This window comes from Terrabacter sp. Root85, from assembly GCF_001429185.1.
Taxonomy (GTDB): domain Bacteria; phylum Actinomycetota; class Actinomycetes; order Actinomycetales; family Dermatophilaceae; genus Terrabacter.
The window spans coordinates 154,520-180,482 of record NZ_LMIW01000010.1 but is presented as its reverse complement, the minus strand read 5'-3'; the positions used below and the strand labels follow the sequence as shown (position 1 = coordinate 180,482).

Below are 25,963 nucleotides of genomic sequence, written 5' to 3'. Positions count from 1 at the left end.
CAATGGCGGCCATGACCGCGCGCCGTCCTGACCTCGACGCGACCTCCCTGCTCGGCGTGCGCGACCGCACGATCGTCATGGGGGTCGTCAACGTCACGCCCGACTCCTTCTCCGACGGTGGGGAGTGGTTCGAGCAGGACGCCGCCATCGCGCACGGACGTGACGTGCTCGCGGCCGGCGCCGACATCGTCGACGTGGGTGGCGAGTCCACCCGCCCCGGCGCCGAACGCCCGTCGGTCGAGGAGGAGCTGCGCCGGGTCGTGCCCGTCGTGACCGCCCTCGCCGCCGACGGCGCCGTGGTCTCCGTCGACACGATGCGCGCCTCGGTCGCGCGTGCTGCGGTCGACGCCGGTGCCTCCATCGTCAACGACGTCTCGGGTGGCCTCGCCGACCCCGACATGGTCCCGTGGGTGGCCGCCAACCGCCTGCCGTACATCGCGATGCACTGGCGCGGGCACAGCACCGGGATGCAGTCGCGCGCCGTCTATGACGACGTCGTCGAGGACGTCCTGCACGAGCTGGGGGAGCGGCGCGACGCCCTCCTCGAAGGGGGCATCGACGAGGAGCACCTCGTCCTCGACCCGGGTCTCGGCTTCGCCAAAAACTCCGACCACAACTGGACCCTCATGGCCGCGCTCCCTGCGCTGCACGACCTCGGCCAGCCCATCCTGCTCGGCGCCTCGCGCAAGACCTTCCTCGGACGGCTGGGACGCGACGAGGGTGAGGCCCCTCGGCCTGCGGCCGCGCGCGACATCGAGACGACGGCCACGTCGGTCATGGCCGCCATGGCGGGGCTCTGGTGCGTCCGCGTCCACGACGTGGCCTCCACGGTGCGCGCGCTGACCGTCGTCCAGGCCGCACTCGAGCACGCCCCCGACGACCTGGCCGACGACCCCGAATCAGACGACTCTGCAGACCCGGAAGGCCTTCACCGATGACCGACCGCATCGTGCTGCAGGGCGTCTCCGCCCGCGGCACCCACGGCGTGCTGGACGCCGAGAAGCGCGACGGGCAGACGTTCCTCGTCGACGTCACGATGACGCTCGACCTCGAGCCCGCCGGTCGCACCGACGCCCTCGCCGCCACCGTCAACTACGCCGCGGTCGCGAGCGACGTCGTCGCCCGCATCACGGGTCCCTCGTTCGACCTCATCGAGCGCCTCGCCGAGGTCATCGCCGACGACGTCCTGCGCTACGACCTCGTCGACGCTGTCGAGGTCGTCGTGCACAAGCCCGAAGCGCCGGTCGGTCACCCGTTCACGGACGTCCAGGTGCAGGTCTCACGCAGCAACGCCGCCCATGTCGTCATCGCGCTCGGCACCAACCTCGGCGACCGCGGCCAGACGCTGACCGACGCCATCGCAGCCCTCACCGCCCTACCGGGGCTCACCCTCACCCGCGTGTCCGACATCGTGGCCACCGACCCCGTCGGTGGCCCCGAGCAGCCCGAGTACCTCAATGCCGTCGTCGTGGGCCGCTCGCTGCTGCATCCCACCGACCTGCTCGCCGAGCTGCACCGCATCGAGGCCGATCATGGTCGCACGCGTGAGGTGCGTTGGGGCGCCAGGACGCTCGACCTCGACCTCGTCCAGTACGGCCACCCCGGCGGCCACCGCGAGGTCACGAGCGACGACAAGCGCCTCACGCTGCCCCACCCCCGGGCCCACGAGCGGGCGTTCGTGCTCGTGCCGTGGCTCGACGCCGACCCGCGAGCCACGCTGCGCGTCGGTGAGGGTGTCCACGGCATACGCCCAGTGGTCGACCTGCTGGCCGACCTCGACCGATCGGGCGTGCGTCCCGGTCCCCGATGGGAGCAGCAGTGAGACCACACTCCGGCATCCGCGTCACGACTCTCGTGCTCGCGGGACTGGCCATGACCGTGGTCGCGTGGCTCGCGCTGCGCTGGATGATGTCCGGCGGCAGCGCCGTGCCCGAGCCCGGCTGGGTCGGCGCCGCTGCGATGCTCTTCCTGACCGGCGGGCTGGTCCTCGCCGGCTGGCAGGTGCGCAAGGTCCGCGACGGCGCGCCCAACCCCGCCGTCACGCCGCTCCGCGCGGCCCGCACGCTCGTGCTCGGACAGGCCGGCGCGCTCACGGGCTCGGTGCTCGTCGGCTGGTACCTCGCCAACGCCCTCGTCCTGCTGCCCGACGCCGACGTCGACTCCCAGCGCGGCCGCATCCTGCCGTTCGTGCTGCACGCCGTCGTCGCGCTGCTGCTCGCCGTCGCCGGCATGGTCGTGCAGAACTGGTGCCGCCTCCGCCCGCGAGACGACGAGGACGAGGACGAGCGCGAGGCGGACACCCGCCGCTGACGCGTGACGCGTGGCCGGATCGTGACGGGTTTGGATGCAACGATCGGCGTTCCCGTGCTGTCATCACAGGTATGACGTCACGGGGCTCTCGTCGCGCGGTATCGAGGATGGGCACGTTGGCCCTGGGGCTCGTGCTGCTGACGGGATGCGGCTCGGCCGATGCTCCGGGTCGTGCGGACGGTGGCGTCGGCACCAGCGTGCCGGCACACGATGCCACGGCCTCGGCACCGGTGCCGCCCCTGCCGAGCCCGGACCCCGGCATGCTGCCTGTCCGTGCTCCGTCGGCCGAGTTCGCCGACCGCGCCAAGGTGGTCGCCGATGCCGTACGCCGCGCCGGCCCGCCGCCGGTCCCCACCCAACCCGTGCTCCTGTCGAGCTGGGCGCTCCTCGAGGGCTTCGACACGGGCGAGCAGAAGGTCGCGTGGACCTACGGGCACGTCACGCTCGCGCCGGCCGTCGACCAGGCTGTCGCAGGCTCCGGGACCCTCCGGCTGCCCGACGGCTCGTCTCGACCGGTCGACCTCGTCGGAGTCCGCCCGGCCCTGGACCGTGCTCTCGAGGGTGCTCTGAGCAAGCCCAGGGACTGTGACGGCATCCCCGCCGCGCAGTGCCGGCTCGTCGTGTCCGAGGCGGTACTGGTCGAGGCCGCGGTGCGCACGAGCGGGGGAGACGCGACCGTGCCGGTCTGGCGCCTCACCGTCGACGGCCTCGCTCACCCCATCTCGGTGATCGCCGTCGCCGACGGGGTGTTCGCGCAGCCTCAGCACCTAGGGCCGCTGCCCGGTCTGCCCGACGTGCCGGTCGGGTTGCACGGAGCGGACTCGCTCAGGCGCGTCGAGGGCGCGACCGTCGACGTCGGCATCGCCGGGGGAGGCTGCGACGAGGGTCTCGTCGCGCAGGTCGTCGAGCTCGACGACATGGTGGTCGTCGGCGGCACGACGCCGCCGCTGCCGAAGGACACGGCCTGCACCGCCGACTACGCGTCGCGCCCCGCACGGCTGCACCTGGCGCAGCCGCTCGGCACGCGGCCGGTCATCGACATCGCCTCGGGCAGGCCGCGGGTGCTCGGGGTGCCGGCTTTCTGAGCGGCCGGGCCCTACGTGGTGCCGGCGACGGTGATCGTCGAGGTGGGTGCCGGCGTCGTGGTCGACACCGACGGCGGCCGGGGCGGCCCGTCCGGTGTCGTCGTCCGGACGGGCCACGGCGGCGGGATCGTGTCCACGGTGTCCTCGTCGGAGCAGGCCGCCGCGAGCGTCACCGTCGCGGTGATGACGGTGACGGCGGCGGCGCGGAGGAGCGTCGCGCGCGAGACCCGGGCGGACGGCATACGACCCCTCACTTGTCGACGTCCCCGACGACGAAGAACATCGAACCGAGGATCGCGACCATGTCGGCGATGAGCTGGCCGGGCAGCATCTCGCTCAGCACGCTGACGTTGTTGAACGACGCCGAGCGCAGCTTGAGGCGCCACGGGGTCTTCTCGCCGCGCGAGACGAGGTAGTAGCCGTTGAAGCCGAGGGGGTTCTCGGTCGCGCAGTAGATCTCGCCCTCGGGCACCTTGAGCACCTTGGGGAGCTTGACGTTGATCGGGCCCTGCGGCAGCTGGACGAGCCGGTCGAGACAGGCCTGCGCGAGGTCGAGCGACACGTGCACCTGCTCGAGCAGCACCTCGAGGCGCGAGAGGCAGTCGCCGGCGGTGCGGGTCACGACGCGGCCGGGGCCCTTGTCGCCGAAGAGCTCCCCGTAGGCGAGGTAGGGCGCGTCGCGGCGCAGGTCGACGTCGAGGCCGCTGGCGCGTGCGATGGGGCCCGAGACGCCGTAGGCCTGGACGGTGGCCAGCGGCAGCACCCCGACGCCCCGGGTGCGGGCCTCGAGGATCTCGTTGCCGACGATGAGCCGCTCGAGGTCGGGAAGGCGCTTGCGGACGTTGGCGATCGCCTTGTCGACGCGGCCCATCCAGCCGGCAGGGAGGTCCTCCTTGAGCCCGCCGACGCGGTTGAACATGTAGTGCATGCGCCCGCCGGAGACCTCCTCCATGACGGCCTGGAGCTCCTCGCGCTCGCGGAACGCGTGGAAGACCGGCGTGATGGCGCCGAGCTCGAGGGGGTAGGAGCCGAGGAACATCAGGTGGTTGAGCACGCGGTTGAGCTCGGCGAGTGCGGTGCGCGCCCAGACGGCCCGCTCCGGCACCTCCATGCCGAGCATCTGCTCGACGCCGAGCACGACGCCGAGCTCGTTGGAGAAGGCGCTGAGCCAGTCGTGCCGGTTGGCGAGCACGATGATCTGGCGGTAGTCGCGGACCTCGAAGAGCTTCTCGGCGCCCCGGTGCATGTAGCCGACGATCGGCTCGGCGCTGATGATCCGCTCGCCGTCGACGACGATGCGCAGGCGGAGGACGCCGTGCGTCGCGGGGTGCTGAGGCCCGATGTTGAGCACCATGTCGGCGGTCGCGAGCCCGCCCGCGCCGATGCCGACGGTCAGGGCCTGACGCCGGCTCGGCGACGAGGCGGTGGTCTCCGTCATGGGCCCGAGCCTACGGCCCATGCGGAGGGCGTATGCCGTGTGGCCCCTCCCGGGGGCACGCCCGGTCGGGCAGAGTGTGGGGGTGACCGACCTGTTCGACCTGCGCGACCCCGCCTTCGTGACCGAGCCCTACGGGCCCCTCGCCGCCGCCCGTGAGCAGGCGCCCGTCCTGTGGCACGAGGGTCTGGGCCTCTGGGTGACGACGACCCACGCGGCTGCCAACGACGTCCTGCGTGACCGGCGGCTCGGGCGGATCCTGCGGCCGCGCTCCGAGGGTGACGACGCGTGGACGACGTTCGACTGGTTGCACGCCGACTCGATCCTCGACTCGGAGCCGCCGAAGCACACGCGGCTGCGCCGCCTCGTGGCCGGCGCGTTCGCCCGGGGGCACGTCGCGCGGCTGCGTCTGCGGGTCGAGGAGATCGCGGCAGGGCTGCTCGACGACGTCGAGCGGGTCCTCGACCGGGACGGCCGGGTCGACGTGATCTCCACCTACGCCGAGCCGCTGCCCGTCCTCGTCATCTGTGAGCTGCTCGGTGCGCCGACCGCGGACTGGAAGGTGCTCCGGGACTGGTCCCAAGCCATCGTCCGGATGTACGAGATCCACCCTGACCCCGAGTCCCAGCGGGACGCCCAGCGCGCCTGCGACGAGTTCGCCTCGTACGTCGACGCGCTCGCGGCGGAGCGGGCGGCCGCGCCCGGCGAGGACCTGCTGACCTCGCTCGTCCAGGAGCGGGACGGCGGCGACCGCCTCTCGCCGCGCGAGCTCGTCGCGACGGTCGTGCTGCTGCTCAACGCCGGGCACGAGGCGAGCGTCAACGGCTTCGGCAACGGTCTGGCGTCGCTGCTCGCCGACGCGGGGGAGCGTGACGAGGTGCTCAACGCCCTCGACGACCAGGCCTCCGTCGAGCGGCTCGTCGAGGAGATGCTCCGGCACGACTCACCGCTGCACCTCTTCGAGCGCACCGCCACGGCCGACGTCGAGCTCCACGGGGTCACGGTCCGGGCCGGCCAGAAGGTGGCGGCGCTGCTCGGGGCCGCCAACCGCGACCCCGCCGTCTTCGCCGACCCCGACCACTTCGACGCATCGCGCGAGCCCAACCCGCACCTGGCCTTCGGCGCCGGCATCCACTTCTGCCTCGGGGCGCCGCTGGCACGGATGGAGCTGCAGATCTCGACCCGAGCCCTCCTCGAACGGCTCGGGCCGATCGAGGTCGTCGACGCGGTGCGGCGACCGACGTTCGTGCTGCGCGGCTACGAGCGGCTCGTCGTCGCGCCGAGCGCAGGACCTGACCGGATCACCGACCGAAGGAGAGAACGACATGGCTGAGCTGACGCCGTACATCTGCGTGGCCGACTCGCGGGCCGCGATCGAGTGGTACCGCGCTCACCTCGACGCGGAGGTCGTCGTCGACCCGATCGTCATGGACGACGGGCACGTCGGGCACTGCGAGCTGGCTGTCGACGGCGCCCGGTGGATGATGTCCGACGCGTTCGAGTCCGCGGGAGTCGCCCCGCCGGACCCGGGCCGTGGCAACGCCGTCACGCTGCACCTCACGGTGAGCGACGTCGACGCCCTCTGCCGCCGGGTGCACGACGCGGGAGCCACCGTCGACCGCGCACCCGAGGACAACCCGCCGATCGGCCGGCTCGCCGTCTTCCACGACCCGTTCGGGCACCGCTGGTTCCTCAACCAGCCCCTGCCCGAGCACGAGCCGGTGCCGGAGTCGCTGCCGGAGTCGCTGCCGGAACCCGACTGACGGCTCACCGGCCGCGTCAGGCCGCGTCAGGCGCGGTCGGCCTCGCGGCCACGCAGCACGAGGAAGCCACCGACCCCGAGCAGCACGACGGTGCCCACGATGGTGAGCAGGATCGGCACGAGGGGCGAGCCCTGGGCGTCGTCGGTGCCGGCGGCGGGCTTGACGTGCACGGTCGCACCGGCCGTGGCGGTCGACCCGTCGAGCCCGATCGCCGCGTGGAAGGAGAACGTGCCGGTGACGGGGTGGCCGTCGTCGGAGGTGACGCGGTAGGACACCGTGTAGTCGCCGCCGGGCGCGTTCGGCGCGAGCGCCTGCGTCACGTCGCGGCCCTCGATCGTCGGGCTGCCGGACGACACGGGTCCCGCCGGCCCGCTGACGGCGACCTGGGTGCCGATCTCGAGCGGGGCCTCGGAGAAGGTGAGCACCACGGTGCCCGGCAGCTGCGTGACGCTCGTGCCGTCGGCGGGGTTCGTGCGCTCGAGGACGTCGTGCGCGAAGGCGGTGGTCGGCACGGCGACGAGGAGTCCGAGGGCGAGCAGCGCGGAGGCGAGACGACGCATGCCGTTCAGGTTACGTCGTGCCCGCGGACGCGCTTCACCGCCCACCGGAAGCCGCCGAAGCCGTCCCGGTCGAGCAGCCGTGCCTCGATGCTCGCCCGCTCGAGCGCGGCGAGGTAGGCGAGCGGGTCGGTCGTCGCGACCGTGTGCGGCGGCGTGGTGCCCGTGAGCCCGAGCGCCTGCAGCGCCTCGCGCTGGTTCAGCACCTCGTCGGCGTCGAGGGTGTCCATCGCGACATGGGCCGTCACGTCGCACGAGCCGTCGGGCACGGGCGTCGTCAGGCGACCGCTGGCGTATGCCGTGAGCGTCCCCCCGGACGGACGTTCCGTCGCCGTGTGGCCGTAGTCGACGGCGATGAGCGTCCCGTCCTCGACCCGGGAGACGAGGTCGGCCCACGCCTCGTCGCGGGCGAGGCCGATCTCGAGGCGGTCGCCCGGCGTGCTCGTGGGCCAGTGGGCCTCGGCCCAGCGCCGGTCGGCGTCGCGGAGCCGGGGGCCGAGCGACTCCACGCCGGTCGTCGGGTCGACGAGCACCTCGCGCAGGACGCCGTCGGTGTCGACCTCGGCGACGGTGCACGGCACGACGTCGAGCCACTCGTGGGCGATGACGAGGGCGTCGCGCAGGCCGGTCAGCTCGGGCGGCAGGACCGAGCCCCCGGGGGAGCGGACCCAGTCCACCCGGTCGTCGAGCCCGTCCGGGCGGTCGACGACGTCGACCGCCACCACCCTCGTGGTGTCGGGGGTGCGCCGAGCGCGGGGCTCGGTCGGGTCCATGGCCTCGACGAGGTGCGTGGCCAGCTCGCCGCGTCCGGCGCCGAGGTCCACGACCACTCGGACGGGGTGCTCGGGGAGTCTGAGCAGGGCCCGGGCCAGGGCCGCGCCCGTCGGACCGTGCGCGGCCGTCGTGAAGTGCGCCGCCGGCCCACCGCGCGTGACGTAGAAACCCTGCCCGGCGGCATACAACGCCGCGTGCCACGCCTCGCGCCAGGGAAGGGGATCCACGACCGCCGACTGTAGGCGATAGCGTGCCGTGGGTGAGCACCCCGCACGAGCGTCCCGCGCGCTTCGACGTCGGCGTCGTGGGCGCCGGTCGCGTCGGCGCCGTCCTCGGAGCCGCCCTCGCACGAGCCGGTCACGTCGTCAGCGGCGTCTCGGCCGTGAGCGAGGAGAGCCGCGAACGGGCGGCCACGCTGCTGCCGGGTGTACCGGTCAAGCCGATCCCCGAGGTCGTCTCGGGTGCCCACCTCGTGGTCCTCGCCGTGCCGGACGACGCCCTCGCCGACCTCGTCGCGGGTCTCAGCACCACGGGCACCTTCACGCCCGGACAGCTCGTCATGCACACGTCGGGAGCGCACGGCATCTCGGTCTTCGAGGCGGCGGCAGGCAGCGACATCGTGCCCCTCGCGATCCACCCGGCGATGACGTTCACCGGCACCGAGCTCGACCTCGACCGGCTCCACGACTGCTGCTTCGGGGTGACGACCCTCGACCTCGCGCGGCCCCTCGGCGAGGCGCTCGTCATCGAGATGGGCGGCGACCCGGTGTGGATCGCCGAGGAGGACCGCGTCACCTACCACGCGGCCCTCGCGCACGGCTCGAACCACCTCGTGACACTGGTGGCCCAGTCGATGCAGCTGCTCGGCGAGGCCGGCGTCGACGACCCGGCGCGCGTGCTCGAACCGCTCCTGACCGCCGCGCTCTCCAACACCCTCCGCCGGGGTGACGCAGCCCTCACCGGTCCGGTCGCGCGCGGCGATGCCGGTACCGTGGCCGGGCACGTCGCGATGCTGCGCAAGGTCGCCCCGGACATTCGCCCGACTTACCTCGCCCTGGCCCGCGCGACGGCGCAGCGAGCGCTGCTCAGCGGACGCCTCCGCGCCTCCGACGCCGGCCCGCTGCTCGAGCTGCTCGCGCACGAGGAGGACCAACCGTGACTGACACCACCGCCACCGGCACGACACCCGGCACGACCACCGGCGAGACCACCGGCGCCGGCGACCACACCGCCGACTCCGCCGTCATCACCGACACGCGCCCCGCGTCGCCCGTGGTGGCGCGGACGAGGGACGAGCTGAACGAGGCCCGGTCGGCGCTCGACGACGACGACGTCGCCGTCGTCATGACGATGGGCGCGCTGCACGAGGGGCACGCGACGCTCATCCACCAGGCACGCAAGACCCACCGCCACGTCGTCGTGACGATCTTCCTCAACCCGCTCCAGTTCGGGCCCAAGGAGGACCTCTCGCGCTACCCGCGCACCTTCGACGCCGACCTCGAGATCTGCACGGCCGCGGGCGTCGACGTCGTCTTCGCCCCGACTCCCGACGTCATCTACCCCGACGGCGACCCGGGCGTCCGCGTCTCCGCCGGCCCGCTCGGTGACGTCCTCGAGGGCCAGTCGCGTCCCGGCCACTTCGACGGCATGCTCACCGTCGTCGGCAAGCTCATGCACCTGACCCGGTGCAGCGCCGCCTACTTCGGGCAGAAGGACGCCCAACAGCTGCTCCTCATCCGCCGGATGTGCCGCGACCTCGACTTCCCGGTGCGGGTCGTGGCGGTGCCGACCGTCCGCGAGCCCGACGGCCTCGCGATGTCGAGCCGCAACACCTACCTCACCGACTCCGACCGCGAGACGGCCCTGTGCCTGTCGGCCGCGCTGCGGGCGGGAGCCGACGCCGCTCCCGAGGGCCCGTCGGCCGTCCGTCGTGCCGCCCGGGCCGTGCTCGTGCGCGAGCCGCTCGCGCTCGTCGACTACCTCGTGCTCGTCCACCCGGACACGCTCGAGGACGTGCCGGAGTGGTATCGCGGCGAGGCTCTCCTCGCCGTGGCGGGCCGAGTGGGTACGACTCGTCTCATCGACAACCTGCCGGTGCTCGTCGGCCCCGGTGGCGGCGCGCTCGAGACCTTCTCCCAGCCCTGAGTCCCCCTCCACCACAGACGATTCCGAGGAACCCTGCCGTGCAGCGCTTCATGCTCCACTCGAAGATCCACCGGGCCACGGTGACGCAGGCCGACCTGCACTACGTCGGCTCCCTGACGATCGACCGCGACCTGCTCGACGCCGCCGACCTGTGGCCGGGCCAGCAGGTCGACGTCGTCGACGTCGACAACGGCAACCGCCTGACGACCTACGCGATCGAGGGCGAGCGCGGCACCGGCATCGTCTGCATCAACGGCGCGGCGGCCCGGCTCATCTCGCCCGGTGACACGGTCATCATCATCGCGTACGCCGCGATGGACGATGCCGAGGCACGCACCTTCGAGCCGCAGGTCGTCTTCGTCGACGACGACAACCGCGTCGTCGAGGTGGGGCACGATGCAGGTGACGTGCCCGACGGCTTCGGTCTGCTGACCTCCGCCGTCACCGGGCGACACCACGAGTACCAGGACTGAGAGGCCAGCCGTATGCCGCAGAGCGGGCTCCCCGACGTGACCGTCCCCCGGCGGCTGCGTGCGCCCGCGCCCGGCTGGACGGCCACCGCCGACGTCATCGTCGTCGGCTCCGGCGTCGCCGGCCTCACGACGGCCCTGCGGCTGAGGCGCCGCGTCGACCGCGTGCTCCTCGTGACCAAGACCGTCCTCGACGAGGGCTCGACGGCCTGGGCGCAGGGCGGCATCGCCGCCGTCATGTCGCCCGAGGACAGTGCCGCCGAGCACATCCACGACACCCTCGTCGCCGGTGTCGGCCTCTGTGACGTCGACGCCGTCGAGGCGCTCGTGCGCGAGGGCACCGACGCCGTCTGGGACCTCATCGCCCTCGGGGCCGAGTTCGACCGTGGCGACACGGGCGGACTGTCCCTGACCCGGGAGGGCGGGCACCACCGCGACCGCATCCTCCATGCCGGTGGTGACGCCACGGGCCGCGAGATCAGCCGCGCCCTCATCGCCGCCCTCGACCGCGTGCGCGACGACCCCGGCATCGAGGTGATCGAGCACGCCCTCGTCGTCGACCTGCTGACCGACGCGGACGCCCGGGTGTGCGGCGTGACGCTCCACGTCATCGGCGAGGGGCAGGTCGACGGGGTCGGCGCGGCCCACGCCCGTGCCGTCGTGCTCGCCACCGGTGGACTCGGCCAGATCTACGCCTCGACGACGAACCCGTCCGTCGCGACCGGAGACGGCATGGCGGCCGCACTGCGGGCCGGCGCCGTGCTCGCCGACCTCGAGTTCGTCCAGTTCCACCCGACGGTCCTGTGGCTCGGCGAGGGCTCGCGCGGCCAGCAGCCGCTCATCTCCGAGGCGGTCCGCGGCGAGGGCGCCTTCCTCGTCGACGAGGCGGGAGAGCGCTTCATGCAGGGCCAGCACCCGCTCGCCGACCTCGCGCCGCGCGACGTCGTGGCCCGCGCCATCATCGCCCGGATGCGCGAGACCGGCACCGACCACGTCTACCTCGACTGCCGCCACCTCGGCGCCGAGTTCCTCGAGCAGCGCTTCCCCTCGATCGTCCAGCGCTGCCGCGAGCTCGGCTTCGACCCTGCGACCCAGCTGCTCCCGGTCGCACCCGCGCAGCACTACGCGAGCGGTGGCGTGCGCACCGACCTGCGCGGCCGCTCCTCGCTCGAGGGCCTCTACGCGTGCGGCGAGACCTCGTGCACCGGCGTCCACGGCGCCAACCGCCTCGCCAGCAACTCGCTCCTCGAGGGGCTCGTCTTCGCGCGCCGCATCGCCGACGACCTCACGGCCCGGCTCGGCGCCGGCGAGCTCCCCGAGACGACGCCCGTCGCACCGGTCGGTGAGCCCGAGCTGATCCGCGGCAAGCGCCGCCTCGACGTGCAGCGCGCCATGACGTCGGGGGCCGGAACGGTGCGCTCAGCCGCGTCGCTCGCCGCGACGCAGGAGACGCTCGCGGCGCTCGCGGCGCGCGCCGTCGCCGACGACGCCGACAAGCAGGGCGGTCCCAAGAGCTGGGAGACGACCAACCTGCTCCACCTCGGGCGCGCGCTGACGTATGCCGCCGCGCTGCGTGACGAGACCCGTGGCGGTCACGTGCGCGAGGACTTCCCGGCCCGCGACGACGCGCACTTCCTGCACCACGTGCACCTCCAGCGATCCGGCTCTGGCGTGCTCGAGGCGACGGTCGTGCCCGTGCCCCGCTCGAACCTCGACGGCCTCGACCTCGACGGCTCGGTGCCGCTCGACGTGCTCGACGAGGACCGCGCGGACGGGGCGCGACCCGCGAACGGGGCTGGACGGCATACGCAACGGGTGGGATCGACGGAGGAGACGCAGTGAGCGGCGACGGACTGAGCGGGTTCCCGCACGAGTGGGCGCGTGAGCTCGTCACGGTCGCGCTCCGTGAGGACCTCGGTCCCGAGGGTGTCGACGTGACGACGCTCGCGACGATCCCCTTCGACCAGACGCGAACGGCCGAGATCGTCGCGCGGGCGCCGGGCGTCGTCGCAGGCGTGCCGGTCATCGGCCTCGTGCTGGGGGCGGTCGCGGAGCAGCTCGGCCGTGACGTGCCGACGGTCGAGGTCGTGGGCGACGACGGCTCGCGGCTGGAGCGCGGCGACGTCATCGCGCGGCTGTCCGGGCCCACCCAGGTGATCCTCGTGGCCGAGCGGACGATCCTCAACATCCTGAGCCGGCTGTCGGGCGTGGCCACCCACACCCGTCGCTGGGCGGACGCGCTCGAGGGCACGTCGACGATGGTCCTCGACACGCGCAAGACGACGCCGGGCATGCGCTGGCTCGAGAAGTACGCCGTGCGCTGCGGCGGCGGCACGAACAAGCGCATGGGTCTCTACGACGTCGCGATGATCAAGGACAACCACAAGCTCGCGGCCGGCTCGGTGGCGGCGGCGTATGCGCTCGTCCGCGGGCGCTTCCCCGACGTCGACGTGCAGGTCGAGGTGACGACGCCGGCCGAGGCGCAGGAGGCCTACGACGCCGGGGCGCGCTTCATCATGTGCGACAACATGAGCGTCGACGTGCTCGGCGAGACGGTCGGCCTGCTCCGCGCCGCCGGCGAGCCCGTCGAGATCGAGGCGACCGGTGGTCTGACGCTCGACGTCGTGCGGGAGTACGCCGGGACCGGGGTCGACTTCGTGTCGGTCGGCGGCCTGACGCACAGCTCACCCATCGTCGACATCGCCCTCGACCTCACCGACTGAACCCGTCGAAAGGCCACGTCGGCGGGCGTAGCCTGCGGGGCAGGAGGGTGCCGTGGGTGTCGTCGACGAGCTGGTGCGCGCCAGAGCCGAGTTCGAGCGCGGTGAGTGGTCGGCCGCCCTCGACCGGTGGTCCGCGGTCGAGCCCGAGGGGCTGACGGCCGACGACCTCGAGTCGTCCGCCGCGGCAGCGCACCTGCTCGGACGCATGACGGACGCCGTCGAACGCTATCGGCGGGCCTTCGACGGCAGGCTTTCCGAGCACGACACCGCAGGGGCCGCTCGGTGCGCCTTCCACCTGTCGATGATCGGCCGCACGAGCGGAGACCACTCTGCGGCAGCTGCGTGGCTCAGCCGCGGTGAGCGCCTCGTCGCGGCACTGCCCGACGGGAGCCTGGAGTCCGGCTACGTCGCGTTCGCGCGGATGTTCACGCACCTCGGTGCGGGTCGCTTCGCGGAGGCCCACGCGTGCGCGCTCGAGGCGACCGAGGCCGGACGACGCCATGACGACGCAGGCCTGCTGGCGACCGGGCTGTGCGCTCAGGGTCGGATGGCCATCTACGGCGACCGCGTGACCGATGGTCTCTCCCTCCTCGACGAGTCGATGCTCGAGGCGACGACCCGGACCCTGGCCCCGGTCATGCTCGGGCACGTGTACTGCACGGCCATCGAGGGCTGTCAGGAGGTCTCCGACCTACGTCGCGTCGTCGAGTGGACGCAGCTGCTGCACCGCTGGTGCACCGACCAGCCAGGCCTCGTGACCTTCACCGGGCAGTGCAGCCTGCACCGCGCCCAAGTGATGCGCGCCCACGGCGCCTGGGACGCCGCGCTCGACGAGCTCACGGCGGCCATCGAGCGCTATCGGCTGGCGAGTGCCACCGACGCCGTCGGGCAGGCCGCCTGCGAACGCGGCGACCTGCTGCGCCTACGCGGCGACCTCGAGGCCGCCGACGCGGCCTACCAGCTGAGTGCGGAGCACGGCTACGACCCACAGCCGGGGTCGGCCCTGCTCTGGCTGGCCCGGGGGAGGACGGCTGCCGCGCTCGCGGCGGTGCGCAGGCTGCTCGGTGAGCCGGGACCGGCGGTGCGACGCAGCCGGATCCTGCCGGCCGCCGTGGACGTCCTGCTTGCCGCGAACGACGTCGACGCAGCCCGGGACGGTGCTCGCGAGCTCGACGGCCTCGCGGAGTCCTTCGGGTCAGAGGTGCTCGCCGCGACGGCGGCCACGGCCTGGGGCCGCGTCGAGCTGGCTGCCGGCGACCCGGCGGGTGCGCTGCCCTACCTGCGCAAGGCGCACCAGGCCTGGGTGCGCCTCGACGTGCCGCACGAGGCCGCGCTCGCCCAGGCGGCCGGCGGGCGGGCGCTCCTCGCGCTGGGCGACGACGAGTCGGCCCGGCGGTCACTGGCGTCGGCGCGCGAGGTGCTCGTGGCGCTCGGGGCCCGACCCGACGTCGACGCGCTCGACCGGCTGGGCTCACCCGGGACGCGACCCGCGGGCCTCACCGAGCGCGAGGTCGAGGTGCTCGGCCTCGTCGCCGAGGGCCGGAGCAACGCCCAGATCGCGACCGCGCTCGTGCTGAGCGACCGGACCGTGGCCCGCCACCTGAGCAACATCTTCACCAAGCTCGACGTCGGGAGCCGCACGGCCGCAGCGGCTTTCGCCTTCGAGCACGACCTCGTACGCCGTCAGCCCTGACCTCGCCGAACCACTGAGAACCGAACCGGTCGAGGCCCTCGACCGGTCCGGCACCGCACCTCCCTGGTGGTCTCACCCGGCAGCGGCGCCCACCTCGATCGGCGTGGTGGGTGCGGCCGACCTCCTGGCGATGTGGGCCGCCACGTGAGCCGCGTCGCGACCGACGCCGGGCAGCACCATCGAGGCGAACGCATACTGGAAGGCGAGTCCGCAGAAGAAGAGGCCGGGCACGTCCGTGGAGACACCGCGGTACTCCCGCGGCCAGCCGTCCTCGCCGATGATGGGGAGGTCGATCCAGTCGAAGCGCTGCTCGAACCCCGTGGCCCAGACGACGTTGGCGACGTCGAGGACCGTCCCGTCGTCGAGGGTCGGGCGTCCGTCGGCCACGCCGGTGACGCGCTGCACCTGGCGCTCGACACCACGCGCGGCGAGGTCTTCCCGCTTGACCCGGAGCATCGGTCCGCCGTGGTGGCGGATCTCGGCCATCATCTTCCGGCCGACCGGGGTCCGGCGCGTCAGCACGTGGCGCCACGCGAAGAGCAGGAAGGGGAACGCCACGTGCACGGCGGGGGTGTCCCAGCGCACGGGGATCTGGCCGCAGTCACGCCCGGCCAGCACGGTACGCCGGCCCTCGGCGAGCTCGTAGGCGATGTCGCAGCCGGAGTGCGAGGCGCCGACGACGAGCACCGACCCCTCGCGCAGCTGGCTGGGCCGCCGGTACTGGCTCGAGTGCAGCTGGAGGATCGACGCGTCGACGTCGGCCGCGAAGGCCGGCACGTGCGGCGCCCGCCCGAAAGTCCCTGTCGCGACGACGACGTTGCGACAGGCGATGCTGCCGCGGTCGGTCGTGACGACGAATCCGTCACCCGCTGGCGCGGCTGCAAGCCGCTCCACCCGCACGCCGAGGCGAACGGGCAGACGGAAGCGGGCGGCATACGACTGGAGGTAGGCCGCGACCTCGTCCTTGCCGGGGAACGACCGGGGGTCGCCCGGGAACGGCATCCCGGGCAGGGAGTCGTGCCGGACGGAGGAGTAGAGCCGGAGCGAGTCGTACTGCTGGCGCCAGCCGTCCCCGACGGCCTCGTTGCGCTCGAGGAGCACGCACTCGCGCCCCCGCTCGGCGAGCTCGTGCGCCATGGCCAGCCCTGCCTGGCCGGCGCCGACGATGACGGTCTCGATGGTCTCCATGGTGTCCTCCCGGTGGTCGATGTCTCGACGGTAGGAAGGGCAGGGCGGTCACCGCGTCGGCAGCGGTGCCCATCCCCGACGCAGGGCATGGGTAGGAATGACCACGCCGGGTCCGGCCTCTCGACGGGTCGGGGGCGGCCCGAGCCGGCCTCTCGACGGGCGTCAGTAGCGTCGGTGCCAGAGGTTGACGGCGTAGTCGACGCCGGTGGCGTCGGGATGCTCGGCGAGGATGAGGTCGGCGTGCTCGGGTGCGAACTCGATGCCGACGACGGCCTCGAAGTCCTCGCGCGAGTCGAAGTCCCACCGGATGTCGAGGCGCTCGCGCTGCCAGCCCTGCCGCTCCCAGAAGCGCTCGACCGCGCGCGGGTCGTAGCCCGGCAGCGCCCGGCGGAACCACTGACCGAACGTCGAGCGGGTCGCGTCGTTGTCGACGACGAACGCCGCTCCGCCCGGCCGCATGACGCGGTCGAGCTCGGCGAGACCGGGCTCGCACCCGGGCCCGAAGAAGTACGCCCACCGTGCGTGCGCCACGTCGAACGACCGGTCGGCCACCCCGATCGCAGCCGCGCCCTCCTCACGGACCGAGACGGACGGCATACTCGAGATGCGTTGTGCCGCAAGCGAAGCGAGCGGTGGGTGTGGCTCGACGCCGACGACCGAGCGTGCATCGCGGGCGAAGAACGGCAGGTGGTAGCCCGTGCCGCACCCGATGTCGACGACGTCGAGACCCAACCAGTCGAGGACCGACCGCATCGCGTCCTCGATGACGTGGGCGCGGTCGACGCCGCGGTTCTCGACCTCGTAGACGTCGGGCGTCTCCCAGATGTTGGGGGAGGGGATGATCCCGGACTCGTCGCTCATGGGTTGCGCTGTGCCTCGATCGTGGCGGGGTGCACGAGCAGCGGCAGCAGCTTGCGCACGCCGCGCGCGCGGACAGCCTTGACCTGGGCGAGGTGCGCCTCGGCGCGGATCGCCAGCTCGGCGTAGGCGAGCGGTCCCATGAGCTCGGTGAGCTCGGGCGCGTTGGAGCGGTAGACCGGCTCGCGGCCGACGTGCGCCTCGGAGTTGCCGGAGCAGTACCAGTCGAGGTCGTGGCCGCCGGGGCCCCAGCCGCGGCGGTCGTACTCGGTGATCGTCACCTCGAGGTAGCTCGAGTCGTCGGGCAGCTCGACGGTGCGGAAGGTGCGGCGGATCGGCAGCTGCCAGCACACGTCGGGCTTGAGGGTGTGCGGCTCGACGCCCGTGAGGACCGCGTGCTGGTGCAGCGCGCACCCGGCGCCTGCCGGGAAGCCGGGTCGGTTGAGGAAGATGCAGGCGCCGTCGACGACCTTGGTCTTGCGCGCGCCGTCCTCCTTCTCGGTCCAGTCGTCCTTGCTCCCCGTGGCGCGGCCGACCGAGTGGTACTCCCACTCGTCCTCGCCGAGGTCCTCGACAGCCTTGGCGACGCGCTTCCAGTCGTCCTTCTCGGTGAAGTGGGCGCCGAGGGTGCAGCACCCGTCGTCTGGCCGGCCGGCGTAGATGCCCTGGCAGCCGCTGCCGAAGATGCACGTCCAGCTGCTCGTCAGCCAGGTCAGGTCACACCGGTAGCGCTGGTTCGTGTCGGCGGGGTCGGTGAACTCGACCCAGACGCGGGGGAGGTCCAGAGGTGCTTCAGCCACCGGCTCACCCTATGCCGCCGACGTTTCCACCGCGCCGACGACGCCCACCCCGTGGATGGTGCGTCGCGAGCGGGCCCTGCGTGCGTATGCCGTGTGCTTCCCCGGGTGCGGGCGGCGGCGTACGCTGACCGTGGCGTCCAGGTCGCCACCGGTGCGCGGGAAGGGGCTCAGCCTCCCTGGGGCACGGCAGCAATGCGGTCCGACCTCCTTTCGGCCCGACGAGCGCACGCGGGCACGACGAGAGGAGGCCGTCATGGCCCTGTCCCTGCCCGCCAACCCCGACCTCGAGCACCTGCGGCGCGATGCACGCAGCCTGCAGCGCGCCGTCCGGTCCGCCCAACCGGTCGCACTGAGCCTGGTGTCCCGATTTCATCCCGAGGGGCTGCCCGCCGAGACGGCGTCTTTCGCCCTGGCCGACGCGCAGCTCGTCGTGGCGCGACGGCTCGGCTTCGCGAGCTGGCCGCGGCTTCGCGCGTACCTCGCCGCGGCCGCGGACCTGAGCCGCGACCCCGCCGCTCTCGACCCGGCGCCGGAGGCATCGACCGCAGTCGACGCCGGCGAGTTCGCGTCTCTCGCAGCGGCGCTCGCGTGTCTGACGTACACCGAGCGTGACGAGCCCGAGCGCTGGTCCCGTGCAGCGCGGCTGCTCGCGGACGATCCGGAACTCGTGAACCGCGACGTCTTCGTCGCGGCGGCCGCCGGCGACGCGGAGGCCCTGCGATCGCACGTCGCCGCAGACCGCGGAGCGGCGACCCGAGAGGGCGGCCCCTTCCGATGGCCGCCCCTGCTCTACGTCGTCTACTCGCGGATGCCGCAGGGCGACGCGGTCTCCTCTGTGCGGGTGCTGCTCGATGCCGGGGCCGACCCCGACAGCGGCTACCTCTGGCAGGGGCTGCCCACCGCCTTCACCGCGCTGACCGGCGTCTTCGGTGAGGGCGAGCAGGGGCCGGGCCGCCAGCCCCGGCACCCGCAGTGGCGGGCGCTCGGCGAGCTGCTCCTCGAGCGCGGCGCCGACCCCAACGACCGGCAGGCGCTCTACAACCGGATGTTCAACCGCGACGACAGCCACCTCGAGCTGCTCCTCGAGCACGGGCTCGGCCGGCCCTCCTCCGACGTCTGGGCCCGCCGCACGGGCGAGCCCGCCGAGACCCTCGAGGAGATGGTCGCTCGTCAGGTCGACTGGGCGCGCGCCCATGGTTTCGTCGACCGCCTCGAGCTCCTCGTCGCCCACGGTCTGGCGACAGAGGGCTCCGAGCACCTTGCACCGGGCGATGTCGTGGGCGACGGCATCCCGGTCACCGGCCCGTGGCCGGGTGACCCGAGGGTGCCTGACATCCACCGAGCGGCCACGCCCGAAGCCGTCCGCGCCGCCGTCGCCGCCGGTGCTCGCGTCGATAGCCTCCGCGACGGGCGCACGGCTCTGCACCGGGCGGCGTTCATGGACGACGTCGATCTCGTCACCGCGCTGCTCGAGGTCGGCGCCGACCCGACCGTCGTCGACGCGATGCACGGCACGACGCCCTACCGCTGGGCGCTCTGGGCCAGGGGCGAGCGGGCCGCGGCGGTGCTGCGCGACGCCGCCGGACGGCATACGCCAGGGGTCGACGCGGGCGAGGACTAGCGTGTGGGCATGACGTCGAGAGCCGGCAGCGAGACGACGCCGAAGGGGCGCGGACGCCGTCCCGGCGGCACCGACACGCGCGCGGTGATCGTCGACGCCGCTCGAAAGTCGTTCGCGGCCAAGGGATACGACAAGGCGAGCATGCGCGGGATCGCCCGTGAGGCCGGCGTCGACCCTGCGCTCGTGCACCACTACTTCGAGGGCAAGGCGGGCCTCTTCGCGGCCACGCTCGACGTGCCGGTCGACCCGGCCGAGCTCATCGCGCGCATCACGTCGGGTGACGTCGACCGGCTCGGGTGGCGGATCGTCGAGACCTTCCTGACGGTCTGGGAGCCGCCGGAGCGGCGTGACGCCCTCGTGGCGCTCGTCCGGTCGAGCATGACGAGCGAGGAGGCCGCGCGCATGCTGCGGGAGTTCCTCGGGCGCGAGGTCTTCGGCCGCATCGCCGCGAGCACCGGGGCCTCGGACCCGCAGCTGCGCGGGGCCCTGGCCGCGTCGCAGATGATCGGGCTCGTCGTGGCGCGCTACGTCATCCGGGTGCCGGCGCTGGCCGACGCGACGCGCGAGCAGCTCGTCGAGCGCATCGGACCCGTCCTCCAGCACCATCTCGTGGACAGGGTGCCCGAGCAGGAGTAGATTTCATCACATGATGAATAACAGTGGTCCGGCGGTCGCCGTGAGCGGCCTGCAGGCCGTGCGCGGGAAGCGGCGGGTCATCCCGGGCCTCGACCTCGAGATCCCCGCTGGCCAGGTGGTCGGCCTGCTCGGGCCGTCCGGCTCGGGCAAGTCGACGCTCATGCGCTGCATCGTCGGCGTGCAGATCCTCGAGTCGGGCACCGTCACGGTCCTCGGCCATCCGGCGGGCTCGCCCACGCTGCGCGACCGCGTCGGCTACGTCACGCAGAGTCCCAGCGTCTATGCCGACCTCAGCGTCCGCGACAACGTCACCTACTTCGGTCGGGCCATCGGTCTGCGCGGCGCCTCCCTGCGCGAGGCCGTCGACCGCACCCTCGCCGAGGTGGACCTCGTGTCCTACGCCGACCAGCTCGTCCAGGACCTCTCGGGTGGTCAGGAGTCCCGCGTCTCCCTCGCCGCCGCGCTCGTCGGCCGGCCGAGCCTGCTCGTGCTCGACGAGCCCACCGTCGGCCTCGACCCGGTCCTGCGCCGTGACCTGTGGGACCTCTTCCGCCACCTCGCCGACCGCGGACACTCGCTCGTCGTGTCGAGCCACGTCATGGACGAGGCGACGCGCTGCGACCGGCTCGTGCTGCTCCGCGAGGGTCGCGTCCTCGCCGACGTCACGCCTGCCGAGCTGCTCCAGCAGACGGGCGCCGTCGATGCCGACGCCGCCTTCCTCGCCCTCATCGACGCCGAGACCGCCCGGTCCGGAGAGAGGAGCTCGTCGTGAACGCCGGACTCACCGCGGCCACCTCCGGCCGCGTCCTGCGCCAGGTGCGCACCGACCACCGCACCATCGGCCTCATCATCGTCGTGCCGTGCGTCCTGCTCGGCCTGCTCGCGTGGATCTACACCGGCACGCCCGTCTTCGACGCGATCGGCCCGGCCCTGCTCGGCGTCTTCCCGATGGTCGTGATGTTCATCGTCACCTCCGTCGCGACCTTGCGTGAGCGCCAGTCCGGCACGCTCGAGCGTCTCCTGACCACGCCCATGGGCAAGGGTGACTTCATGCTCGGGTATGCCGGTGCCTTCGGAGCGCTCGCCGTCGTGCAGGCTGTGATCGCAACGGGATTCGCGGTCTGGGTGTGCGGTCTCGGCGTTGCCGGGCCGGTGTGGCTGCTCGTCGTCGTCGCGGTGTTCGACGCCGTCCTCGGCACGGCGCTGGGCCTGCTCGCGAGCGGCTTCGCGCGCACCGAGTTCCAGGCGGTGCAGTTCATGCCCGCCTTCCTCCTGCCGCAGTTCCTGCTCTGCGGGCTGCTCATCCCGCGCGACCAGCTGCCGACCGTCCTCGAGTGGGTCAGCAACGTCCTGCCGCTCTCCTACGCCGTCGATGCGATGAAGGAGATCGCGCGCAATGCCGACCCTGTGACCGCGGTGCTCGGCGACCTCGGCATCGTCGCGGCCTTCATCGCCGGAGCCCTCGCCCTCGCCTCGCTCACGCTGAGCCGCCGCTCCGCCTGACGGCATACGCCCCCTCGGTCGACGGAAGACGCCCCCTCGGCCACGACCGAACGCCGCGTTCGGTCGCGAACTCAGTGTTCTGCCAGCGCGTTCGCCGTCGAACGCCGCGTTCGGCGGGGGAGGGCCGAGGGTGAGGGCGCGGCCGGCCCCGGCACTAGGGTTGGGGCATGCGCCTGGGCGTCATCGACATCGGGTCCAACACGGTCCACCTGCTCGTCGTCGACGCACACCCCGGCGCGCAGCCGCTGCCTGCCTTCTCGCACAAGACCGAGCTGCGCCTCTCGGAGAGCCTCGAGGCCGACGGCCGGGTCAGCGACGCGACGGCCGACCGGCTCGTCGCCTTCATCCGCGAGTGCCTCGACGTCGCGGAGGACCAGGGCGTCAGCGACCTCTTCGCCTTCGCGACGTCGGCGCTGCGCGAGTCGCCGAACGGCGAGGCGATCATCGAGCGGGTGCGCACCGAGACCGGCGTCGAGCTCGAGGCCCTGAGCGGCGCGGACGAGGCGCGGATGACGTTCCTCGCCGTGCGTCGCTGGTTCGGCTGGTCGAGCGGGCGCCTGCTCGTCGTCGACATCGGCGGCGGCTCGCTCGAGCTGGCGTGCGGTCTCGACGAGGAGCCCGACGTGGCCCTCAGCCTGCCGCTGGGTGCCGGACGCCTGACCCGCGAGCGGCTGCCCGGTGACCCGCCCTCGGAGCTGGCCGCTCGCGAGCTGCGCGCACACGTCCGGTCGAGCCTCGCCGAGCACGTGCGACCGCTGCTGACGTCCGGGAGCCCCGACCGAGCGGTCGGGACCTCCAAGACGATGCGCTCGCTCGCCCGCATCGCGGGTGCCGCGCCGCGCGCCGAGGGCCCGTTCGTGCCGCGGACGCTCTCGCGCGACGACCTCCACGAGATCGTGGCTCGCGTCGGACGGCTCGACACCGCCGCACGCTCGAACCTGCCCGGGGTCTCCGAGGGTCGCGCCCGCCAGCTCTACGCGGGGGCGCTCGTTGCCGAGGCCGCGCTCGACCTGCTCCAGGTCGAGCAGCTCGACATCTGCCCGTGGGCCCTGCGCGAGGGCCTCATCCTCCGTCGCCTCGACCACCTGACGTCGTGACGCACCGGATCCACAGCGGACGCACGGCCCGGCCCGAACCCGCCCCGGGTGCGTGGCGCAGAATGGCCGCATGACCATCCGGGTCGCACTGTCGACCGCCTCGCTCTACCCCGACAACGCGGCGACCGCCTTCGCGACCGCGGCGCGGCTCGGCTACGACGCGATCGAGGTCATGGTCTGGACCGACCCCGTGACGCAGGAGGCCGGTGCCCTGCGGGCGCTGTCGGAGCTGCACGCCCTGCCGATCGTCTCCGTCCACGCGCCGACCCTGCTGCTGACCCAGCGCGTGTGGGGGACCGACCCGTGGGGCAAGGTCGACCGCTCCATCGACCTCGCGCTCGAGGTGGGTGCCGGCACCGTCGTGCTGCACCCTCCCTTCCGCTGGCAGCGGGAGTATGCCGCCGGGTTCGTCGACGGGGTGGCGCTGCGTGAGCACGAGTCGGGGATCAGGCTCGCGGTGGAGAACATGTATCCGTGGCGCACGGCGCGGCGCGAGGTCATGGCCTACCTCCCGCACTGGGACCCGGTGGGCCAGCCCTACGACAACGTGACGCTCGACCTCTCGCACACGGCGACCGCCGGCTCCGACGCGCTGCTCATGGCGCAGTCGCTCGGGTCGCGACTCGCGCACCTGCACCTCGCCGACGGACTCGGCTCGTTCCTCGACGAGCACCTCGTCCCCGGGCGCGGTGGCGAGCCGTGCGGAGCCGTGCTCGAGCACCTCGCCGACAGCGGCTGGGGCGGCGACGTCGTCGTCGAGGTGTCGACGCGCAAGGTGGGGCGGGACCAGCGCGAGGTCGATCTCGCCGAGGCGCTGGCCTTCGCCCGGCTCTCCCTCGTCCCGACCCGAGGCGCCAGCCGCATCTGACCGCCTCCACCCGGCAACACACCGTGCAGGTAACAACCCACCGCGATCCGATCCCGGTGGGTTGTGACCTGCTCGGTGTGTTGCCCGGAAGGGGCCTCTCCGGGGACGTCGGGAGGATCAGGCGGTCGCGGGGCGCCAGCCACGAGGGCGCACCGAGACCATGTCGACGCTCGCGTCAGGGCCGGCGTCGATGGCCAGGCGCGCGGCCCGGACGACCGAGGAGACGTCGAGGTAGGAGCCCGGGTCGTACTCGGCGCCCTCGAACTCGACGAGTTCGCGCTGCATGTCGGTGTCGACCCGGCCGGGGTGGAGCGAGGTGACGCGGACGCCGTGCTCGCGCTCCTCCTGCCGCAGCGAGTCGGTGAGCGCTCGGAGGGCGAACTTCGAGGCGCAGTAGGCGCCCGAGGCAGGGGTCGCCGTCAGGCCGGAGCCCGAGTTCACGGTGACGACGAGGCCGTGGGCGACGCGCAGGGCAGGCAGGAGCGCTCGGGTGACGGCAGCGACGGCGACGACGTTGACGGTCATCGAGTCGGCCCAGTCCTGCACGGGCGAGCCGGCGACGGTGCCGTTGCGCAGGACGCCGGCCGAGTGGACGAGCACGTCGACCCGAGGCAGGCGTGGGAGGAGCGCCGCGAGGGCGGTGTCGAGCGACCCGCCGGGGGAGCAGTCGGCGAGGTCGGCGACGAGCCCCTCGGCGGACGGGAGCGAGGCGACGACCTCCGCGACCGACTCGGCGCTGCGCCCGCCGACGACGAGGTGGTGCGTCGGGGCGAGGTCGCGCACGAGGGCGAGCCCGATGCCGCGCGTGCCGCCGGTGACGACCGCGACCGGCCGCCGGTCCGGGTCGGTGGCGGGAGCGGGGGCGTCAGGCGGGGGCGCAGAACTCATCCCGCCACCCTACGAGCGCCACCCCGCCCTCACTCGAGTGAGCGCTCAGTCCCATTCGAGGGAGCGCTCCGTCCCACGATCCGCGGGGCTGGTGTGGCGGGCTGCTCACTCGACTGTTGCGGGGCGCTCACTCGACGGGGACGGTGGGGGCGCTCACTCGAGTGTGGTGGGGGCCGGCATACGGCTCGGTCGGGCAGGCGCGGGCTCAGGCGAGGCCGAGGGCCTGGGCTTCCTCCCAGAGGTCGTCGCGGACCCGCGGGTGGGCGCAGTTCTCGATGATGTCGTGGCACTGGTCCGTCTCGCTGCGACCCCACAGCGGCGCCACCCCTTGCTCGGTGACGATCGCGCTCTGCTGGAAGCTCGTGACCGGCTCGTCGAGCAGCGGCACGATCGTCGACACGTCGGCGCGGGGGTGCCACGAGCGGAGCGCGATGAACGACTGGCCGCCCGCGGAGTGCAGCGCGCCGACGATGAAGTCGGTCTGCCCGCCGAAGCCGGAGTGGATGCGCGCGTTGATGCGCGAGGCGTTGGCCTGGCCGAAGAGGTCGACCTCGAGGGCGGTGTTGACCGAGGTCATCTGCCGCTGCGAGGCGATGAGGCCGGGGTCGTTCGTCTTCTCGGTGCGCATCATCCGCACGCGTGGGTTGCCGTCGAGCCACGCGTAGAGGTCGGTCGAGCCGAAGCTGAACGACGTGACGAGCGGGTGGTCCGGGTCGAGGGCGCCGGCCTCGTCGAGGGCGAGCACGCCGTCGGAGAACATCTCCGTCCACATCCGGATGCCGCGGCGCGAGGTCAGCGCGGACAGCGTCGCGTCGGGCACCGCGCCGATGCCGAGCTGCATCGTCGCGCCGTCCTGGACCATGGCCGCCACGCGCTCGCCGATGAGCCGGCTCTCGGGGTCGGGCTCGGTCGCTGCGTGCGAGGGCAGCGGTGCGTCGACCTCGACGACGAGGTCGACGTGCTCGAGCGGCACCTGGGCGTCGCCGAACGTGTAGGGCATCTGCGGGTTGACGACCGCGACGACGAGCCCGCCCCGGGCCCGGCACGCCTCGAGGGCCGCGGGCAGGACGTTGACCTCGAGTCCCATGCTGACCTGGCCGTTGCGCGGCGGCGCGCAGTGGAGCAGCACGGCGTCCGGCGGCAGCGCCCGGCCGTAGAGCAGCGGCACGAGCGACAGGCGCGAGGGCACGTAGCGCAGCCGGGGGTGCCGACGCATACCCGGTCCGACGAAGCACGTCTCGACGGTCACGCCGTCGCGGTCGGGCAGCCCGGCGGGAGCGTTGAGCGCGTGGAGCACGTAGCTCGGCTGGGCCGCGTCGAGCGCCCGGACCGCCTCCCAGGGGACCGCCATGTTGCCGCTGACGACGACACGGGGGTTCTCCGGGAGCGCTCGAAGCCGCTGGGTGAGCTCGTCGATCGTCGCCGTCCGCACTCCTTCATCCTCGCGCAGCGCGCGCCACCGCGAGGGCGTATGCCGTCCGGCGTGACGAACGTCGCCCCGACCCTTCGCGCGTGGCGGGGGTCGGGGCGGTCGGCGACGGGGCGGAGC

General features: G+C 73.2%; 27 protein-coding genes. 18 read left to right on the top strand and 9 right to left on the bottom strand.

Going from position 1 to position 25,963, the window contains the following annotated elements; all coding sequences use genetic code 11:
* Positions 1 to 11 precede the first annotated feature (11 nt).
* The 4 genes from folP to ASE25_RS15175 all read left to right on the top strand — a co-directional run bounded on the left by folP (position 12) and on the right by ASE25_RS15175 (position 3,395).
* Positions 12 to 938, top strand: coding sequence for a dihydropteroate synthase (gene folP / locus ASE25_RS15190; protein WP_235508698.1), 927 nt, complete (start codon positions 12 to 14; stop codon positions 936 to 938).
* A complete protein-coding gene (gene folK / locus ASE25_RS15185; protein WP_056773639.1) occupies positions 935 to 1,822 on the top strand; it encodes a 2-amino-4-hydroxy-6-hydroxymethyldihydropteridine diphosphokinase in 888 nt (295 codons plus the stop codon). The genes folP and folK overlap by 4 nt, the downstream gene beginning before the upstream one ends.
* Positions 1,819 to 2,310 (top strand): DUF3180 domain-containing protein, encoded by a 492-nt coding sequence (locus ASE25_RS15180; RefSeq protein ID WP_056773635.1) that lies wholly within the window; start codon positions 1,819 to 1,821, stop codon positions 2,308 to 2,310. The genes folK and ASE25_RS15180 overlap by 4 nt, the downstream gene beginning before the upstream one ends.
* A gap of 107 nt (positions 2,311 to 2,417) precedes the next feature.
* Positions 2,418 to 3,395, top strand: a complete 978-nt coding sequence (locus ASE25_RS15175) for a hypothetical protein (protein ID WP_056826476.1) — start codon at positions 2,418 to 2,420, stop codon at positions 3,393 to 3,395.
* Positions 3,396 to 3,406: 11 nt separating this feature from the next.
* On the opposite strand, the gene ASE25_RS15170 is transcribed toward ASE25_RS15175, so the two are convergent.
* On the bottom strand, positions 3,407 to 3,637 hold the full coding sequence (locus ASE25_RS15170) for a hypothetical protein (protein WP_056773630.1): 231 nt from the start codon (positions 3,635 to 3,637) through the stop codon (positions 3,407 to 3,409).
* A gap of 8 nt (positions 3,638 to 3,645) precedes the next feature.
* Positions 3,646 to 4,833, bottom strand: coding sequence for an NADH-quinone oxidoreductase subunit D (locus ASE25_RS15165; RefSeq protein ID WP_056826475.1), 1,188 nt, complete (start codon positions 4,831 to 4,833; stop codon positions 3,646 to 3,648).
* 82 nt (positions 4,834 to 4,915) lie between these two features.
* On the opposite strand from ASE25_RS15165, the gene ASE25_RS15160 reads away from it, so the two are divergent.
* Positions 4,916 to 6,163, top strand: a complete 1,248-nt coding sequence (locus ASE25_RS15160; protein WP_082622899.1) for a cytochrome P450 — start codon at positions 4,916 to 4,918, stop codon at positions 6,161 to 6,163.
* The gene (locus tag ASE25_RS15155; protein WP_056826473.1) at positions 6,156 to 6,593 is read left to right on the top strand and encodes a glyoxalase/bleomycin resistance/extradiol dioxygenase family protein; all 438 of its coding nucleotides are present in this window, start codon (positions 6,156 to 6,158) and stop codon (positions 6,591 to 6,593) included. Before ASE25_RS15160 ends, ASE25_RS15155 begins: the two co-directional genes overlap by 8 nt.
* 26 nt (positions 6,594 to 6,619) lie before the next feature.
* Here the strand turns inward: ASE25_RS15155 and ASE25_RS15150 are convergent, their stop codons facing one another.
* Together ASE25_RS15150 and ASE25_RS15145 are read right to left on the bottom strand one after the other, a co-directional pair.
* Positions 6,620 to 7,153, bottom strand: a complete 534-nt coding sequence (locus tag ASE25_RS15150) for a copper resistance CopC family protein (RefSeq protein ID WP_056826471.1) — start codon at positions 7,151 to 7,153, stop codon at positions 6,620 to 6,622.
* Between the two features lie 5 nt (positions 7,154 to 7,158).
* Entirely contained in the window at positions 7,159 to 8,151 is a 993-nt protein-coding gene (locus ASE25_RS15145; protein ID WP_056826468.1) for an SAM-dependent methyltransferase, read from the bottom strand.
* A 23-nt stretch (positions 8,152 to 8,174) separates the two neighbouring features.
* Between ASE25_RS15145 and ASE25_RS15140 the strand changes: the two genes are divergently transcribed.
* From ASE25_RS15140 to ASE25_RS15115, 6 genes are all read left to right on the top strand, one after another.
* Complete coding sequence (locus ASE25_RS15140) at positions 8,175 to 9,083, top strand: Rossmann-like and DUF2520 domain-containing protein (protein ID WP_056773613.1); 909 nt, start codon at positions 8,175 to 8,177, stop codon at positions 9,081 to 9,083.
* A gap of 86 nt (positions 9,084 to 9,169) precedes the next feature.
* Positions 9,170 to 10,069 carry a pantoate--beta-alanine ligase gene (gene panC, locus ASE25_RS15135; RefSeq protein WP_056826655.1) on the top strand — a complete coding sequence of 300 codons (900 nt, stop codon included), beginning with the start codon at positions 9,170 to 9,172 and terminating at the stop codon, positions 10,067 to 10,069.
* Positions 10,070 to 10,107: 38 nt separating this feature from the next.
* A complete protein-coding gene (panD, locus tag ASE25_RS15130) occupies positions 10,108 to 10,542 on the top strand; it encodes an aspartate 1-decarboxylase (RefSeq protein ID WP_056826466.1) in 435 nt (144 codons plus the stop codon).
* Between the two features lie 12 nt (positions 10,543 to 10,554).
* A complete protein-coding gene (locus tag ASE25_RS15125; RefSeq protein WP_056826464.1) occupies positions 10,555 to 12,381 on the top strand; it encodes an L-aspartate oxidase in 1,827 nt (608 codons plus the stop codon).
* Positions 12,378 to 13,262 carry a carboxylating nicotinate-nucleotide diphosphorylase gene (nadC, locus tag ASE25_RS15120; RefSeq protein WP_056826462.1) on the top strand — a complete coding sequence of 295 codons (885 nt, stop codon included), beginning with the start codon at positions 12,378 to 12,380 and terminating at the stop codon, positions 13,260 to 13,262. Before ASE25_RS15125 ends, nadC begins: the two co-directional genes overlap by 4 nt.
* A gap of 52 nt (positions 13,263 to 13,314) precedes the next feature.
* A complete protein-coding gene (locus ASE25_RS15115) occupies positions 13,315 to 14,955 on the top strand; it encodes a LuxR C-terminal-related transcriptional regulator (RefSeq protein ID WP_056773600.1) in 1,641 nt (546 codons plus the stop codon).
* A 72-nt stretch (positions 14,956 to 15,027) separates the two neighbouring features.
* Here ASE25_RS15115 and ASE25_RS15110 read toward each other — a convergent pair whose 3' ends face one another.
* From ASE25_RS15110 to ASE25_RS15100, 3 genes are all read right to left on the bottom strand, one after another.
* The gene (locus ASE25_RS15110; RefSeq protein ID WP_056826460.1) at positions 15,028 to 16,143 is read right to left on the bottom strand and encodes an NAD(P)/FAD-dependent oxidoreductase; all 1,116 of its coding nucleotides are present in this window, start codon (positions 16,141 to 16,143) and stop codon (positions 15,028 to 15,030) included.
* A 162-nt stretch (positions 16,144 to 16,305) separates the two neighbouring features.
* The gene (locus ASE25_RS15105; RefSeq protein WP_056826458.1) at positions 16,306 to 17,004 is read right to left on the bottom strand and encodes a class I SAM-dependent methyltransferase; all 699 of its coding nucleotides are present in this window, start codon (positions 17,002 to 17,004) and stop codon (positions 16,306 to 16,308) included.
* Positions 17,001 to 17,801 (bottom strand): hypothetical protein, encoded by an 801-nt coding sequence (locus ASE25_RS15100; RefSeq protein WP_020145095.1) that lies wholly within the window; start codon positions 17,799 to 17,801, stop codon positions 17,001 to 17,003. Before ASE25_RS15100 ends, ASE25_RS15105 begins: the two co-directional genes overlap by 4 nt.
* Before the next feature lie 253 nt (positions 17,802 to 18,054).
* Between ASE25_RS15100 and ASE25_RS15095 the strand changes: the two genes are divergently transcribed.
* From ASE25_RS15095 to ASE25_RS15070, 6 genes are all read left to right on the top strand, one after another.
* Positions 18,055 to 19,422 (top strand): hypothetical protein, encoded by a 1,368-nt coding sequence (locus ASE25_RS15095; protein WP_056826456.1) that lies wholly within the window; start codon positions 18,055 to 18,057, stop codon positions 19,420 to 19,422.
* A gap of 9 nt (positions 19,423 to 19,431) precedes the next feature.
* Complete coding sequence (locus ASE25_RS15090; RefSeq protein WP_056826654.1) at positions 19,432 to 20,058, top strand: TetR family transcriptional regulator; 627 nt, start codon at positions 19,432 to 19,434, stop codon at positions 20,056 to 20,058.
* Between the two features lie 10 nt (positions 20,059 to 20,068).
* Positions 20,069 to 20,830, top strand: a complete 762-nt coding sequence (locus ASE25_RS15085; RefSeq protein ID WP_056826454.1) for an ABC transporter ATP-binding protein — start codon at positions 20,069 to 20,071, stop codon at positions 20,828 to 20,830.
* Positions 20,827 to 21,561: an ABC transporter permease gene (locus ASE25_RS15080; RefSeq protein WP_056773583.1), complete on the top strand. Its 735-nt coding sequence runs from the start codon at positions 20,827 to 20,829 to the stop codon at positions 21,559 to 21,561. The genes ASE25_RS15085 and ASE25_RS15080 overlap by 4 nt, the downstream gene beginning before the upstream one ends.
* 167 nt (positions 21,562 to 21,728) lie before the next feature.
* Positions 21,729 to 22,658, top strand: a complete 930-nt coding sequence (locus ASE25_RS15075) for a Ppx/GppA phosphatase family protein (protein WP_056826452.1) — start codon at positions 21,729 to 21,731, stop codon at positions 22,656 to 22,658.
* Between the two features lie 70 nt (positions 22,659 to 22,728).
* Positions 22,729 to 23,526 carry a sugar phosphate isomerase/epimerase gene (locus ASE25_RS15070; RefSeq protein ID WP_056826450.1) on the top strand — a complete coding sequence of 266 codons (798 nt, stop codon included), beginning with the start codon at positions 22,729 to 22,731 and terminating at the stop codon, positions 23,524 to 23,526.
* Positions 23,527 to 23,643: 117 nt separating this feature from the next.
* Here ASE25_RS15070 and ASE25_RS15065 read toward each other — a convergent pair whose 3' ends face one another.
* Together ASE25_RS15065 and ASE25_RS15060 are read right to left on the bottom strand one after the other, a co-directional pair.
* Positions 23,644 to 24,414 (bottom strand): SDR family oxidoreductase, encoded by a 771-nt coding sequence (locus tag ASE25_RS15065; protein WP_056826447.1) that lies wholly within the window; start codon positions 24,412 to 24,414, stop codon positions 23,644 to 23,646.
* A 205-nt stretch (positions 24,415 to 24,619) separates the two neighbouring features.
* Entirely contained in the window at positions 24,620 to 25,846 is a 1,227-nt protein-coding gene (locus ASE25_RS15060) for an acetyl-CoA hydrolase/transferase family protein (protein WP_056826445.1), read from the bottom strand.
* Positions 25,847 to 25,963: the final 117 nt, after the last annotated feature.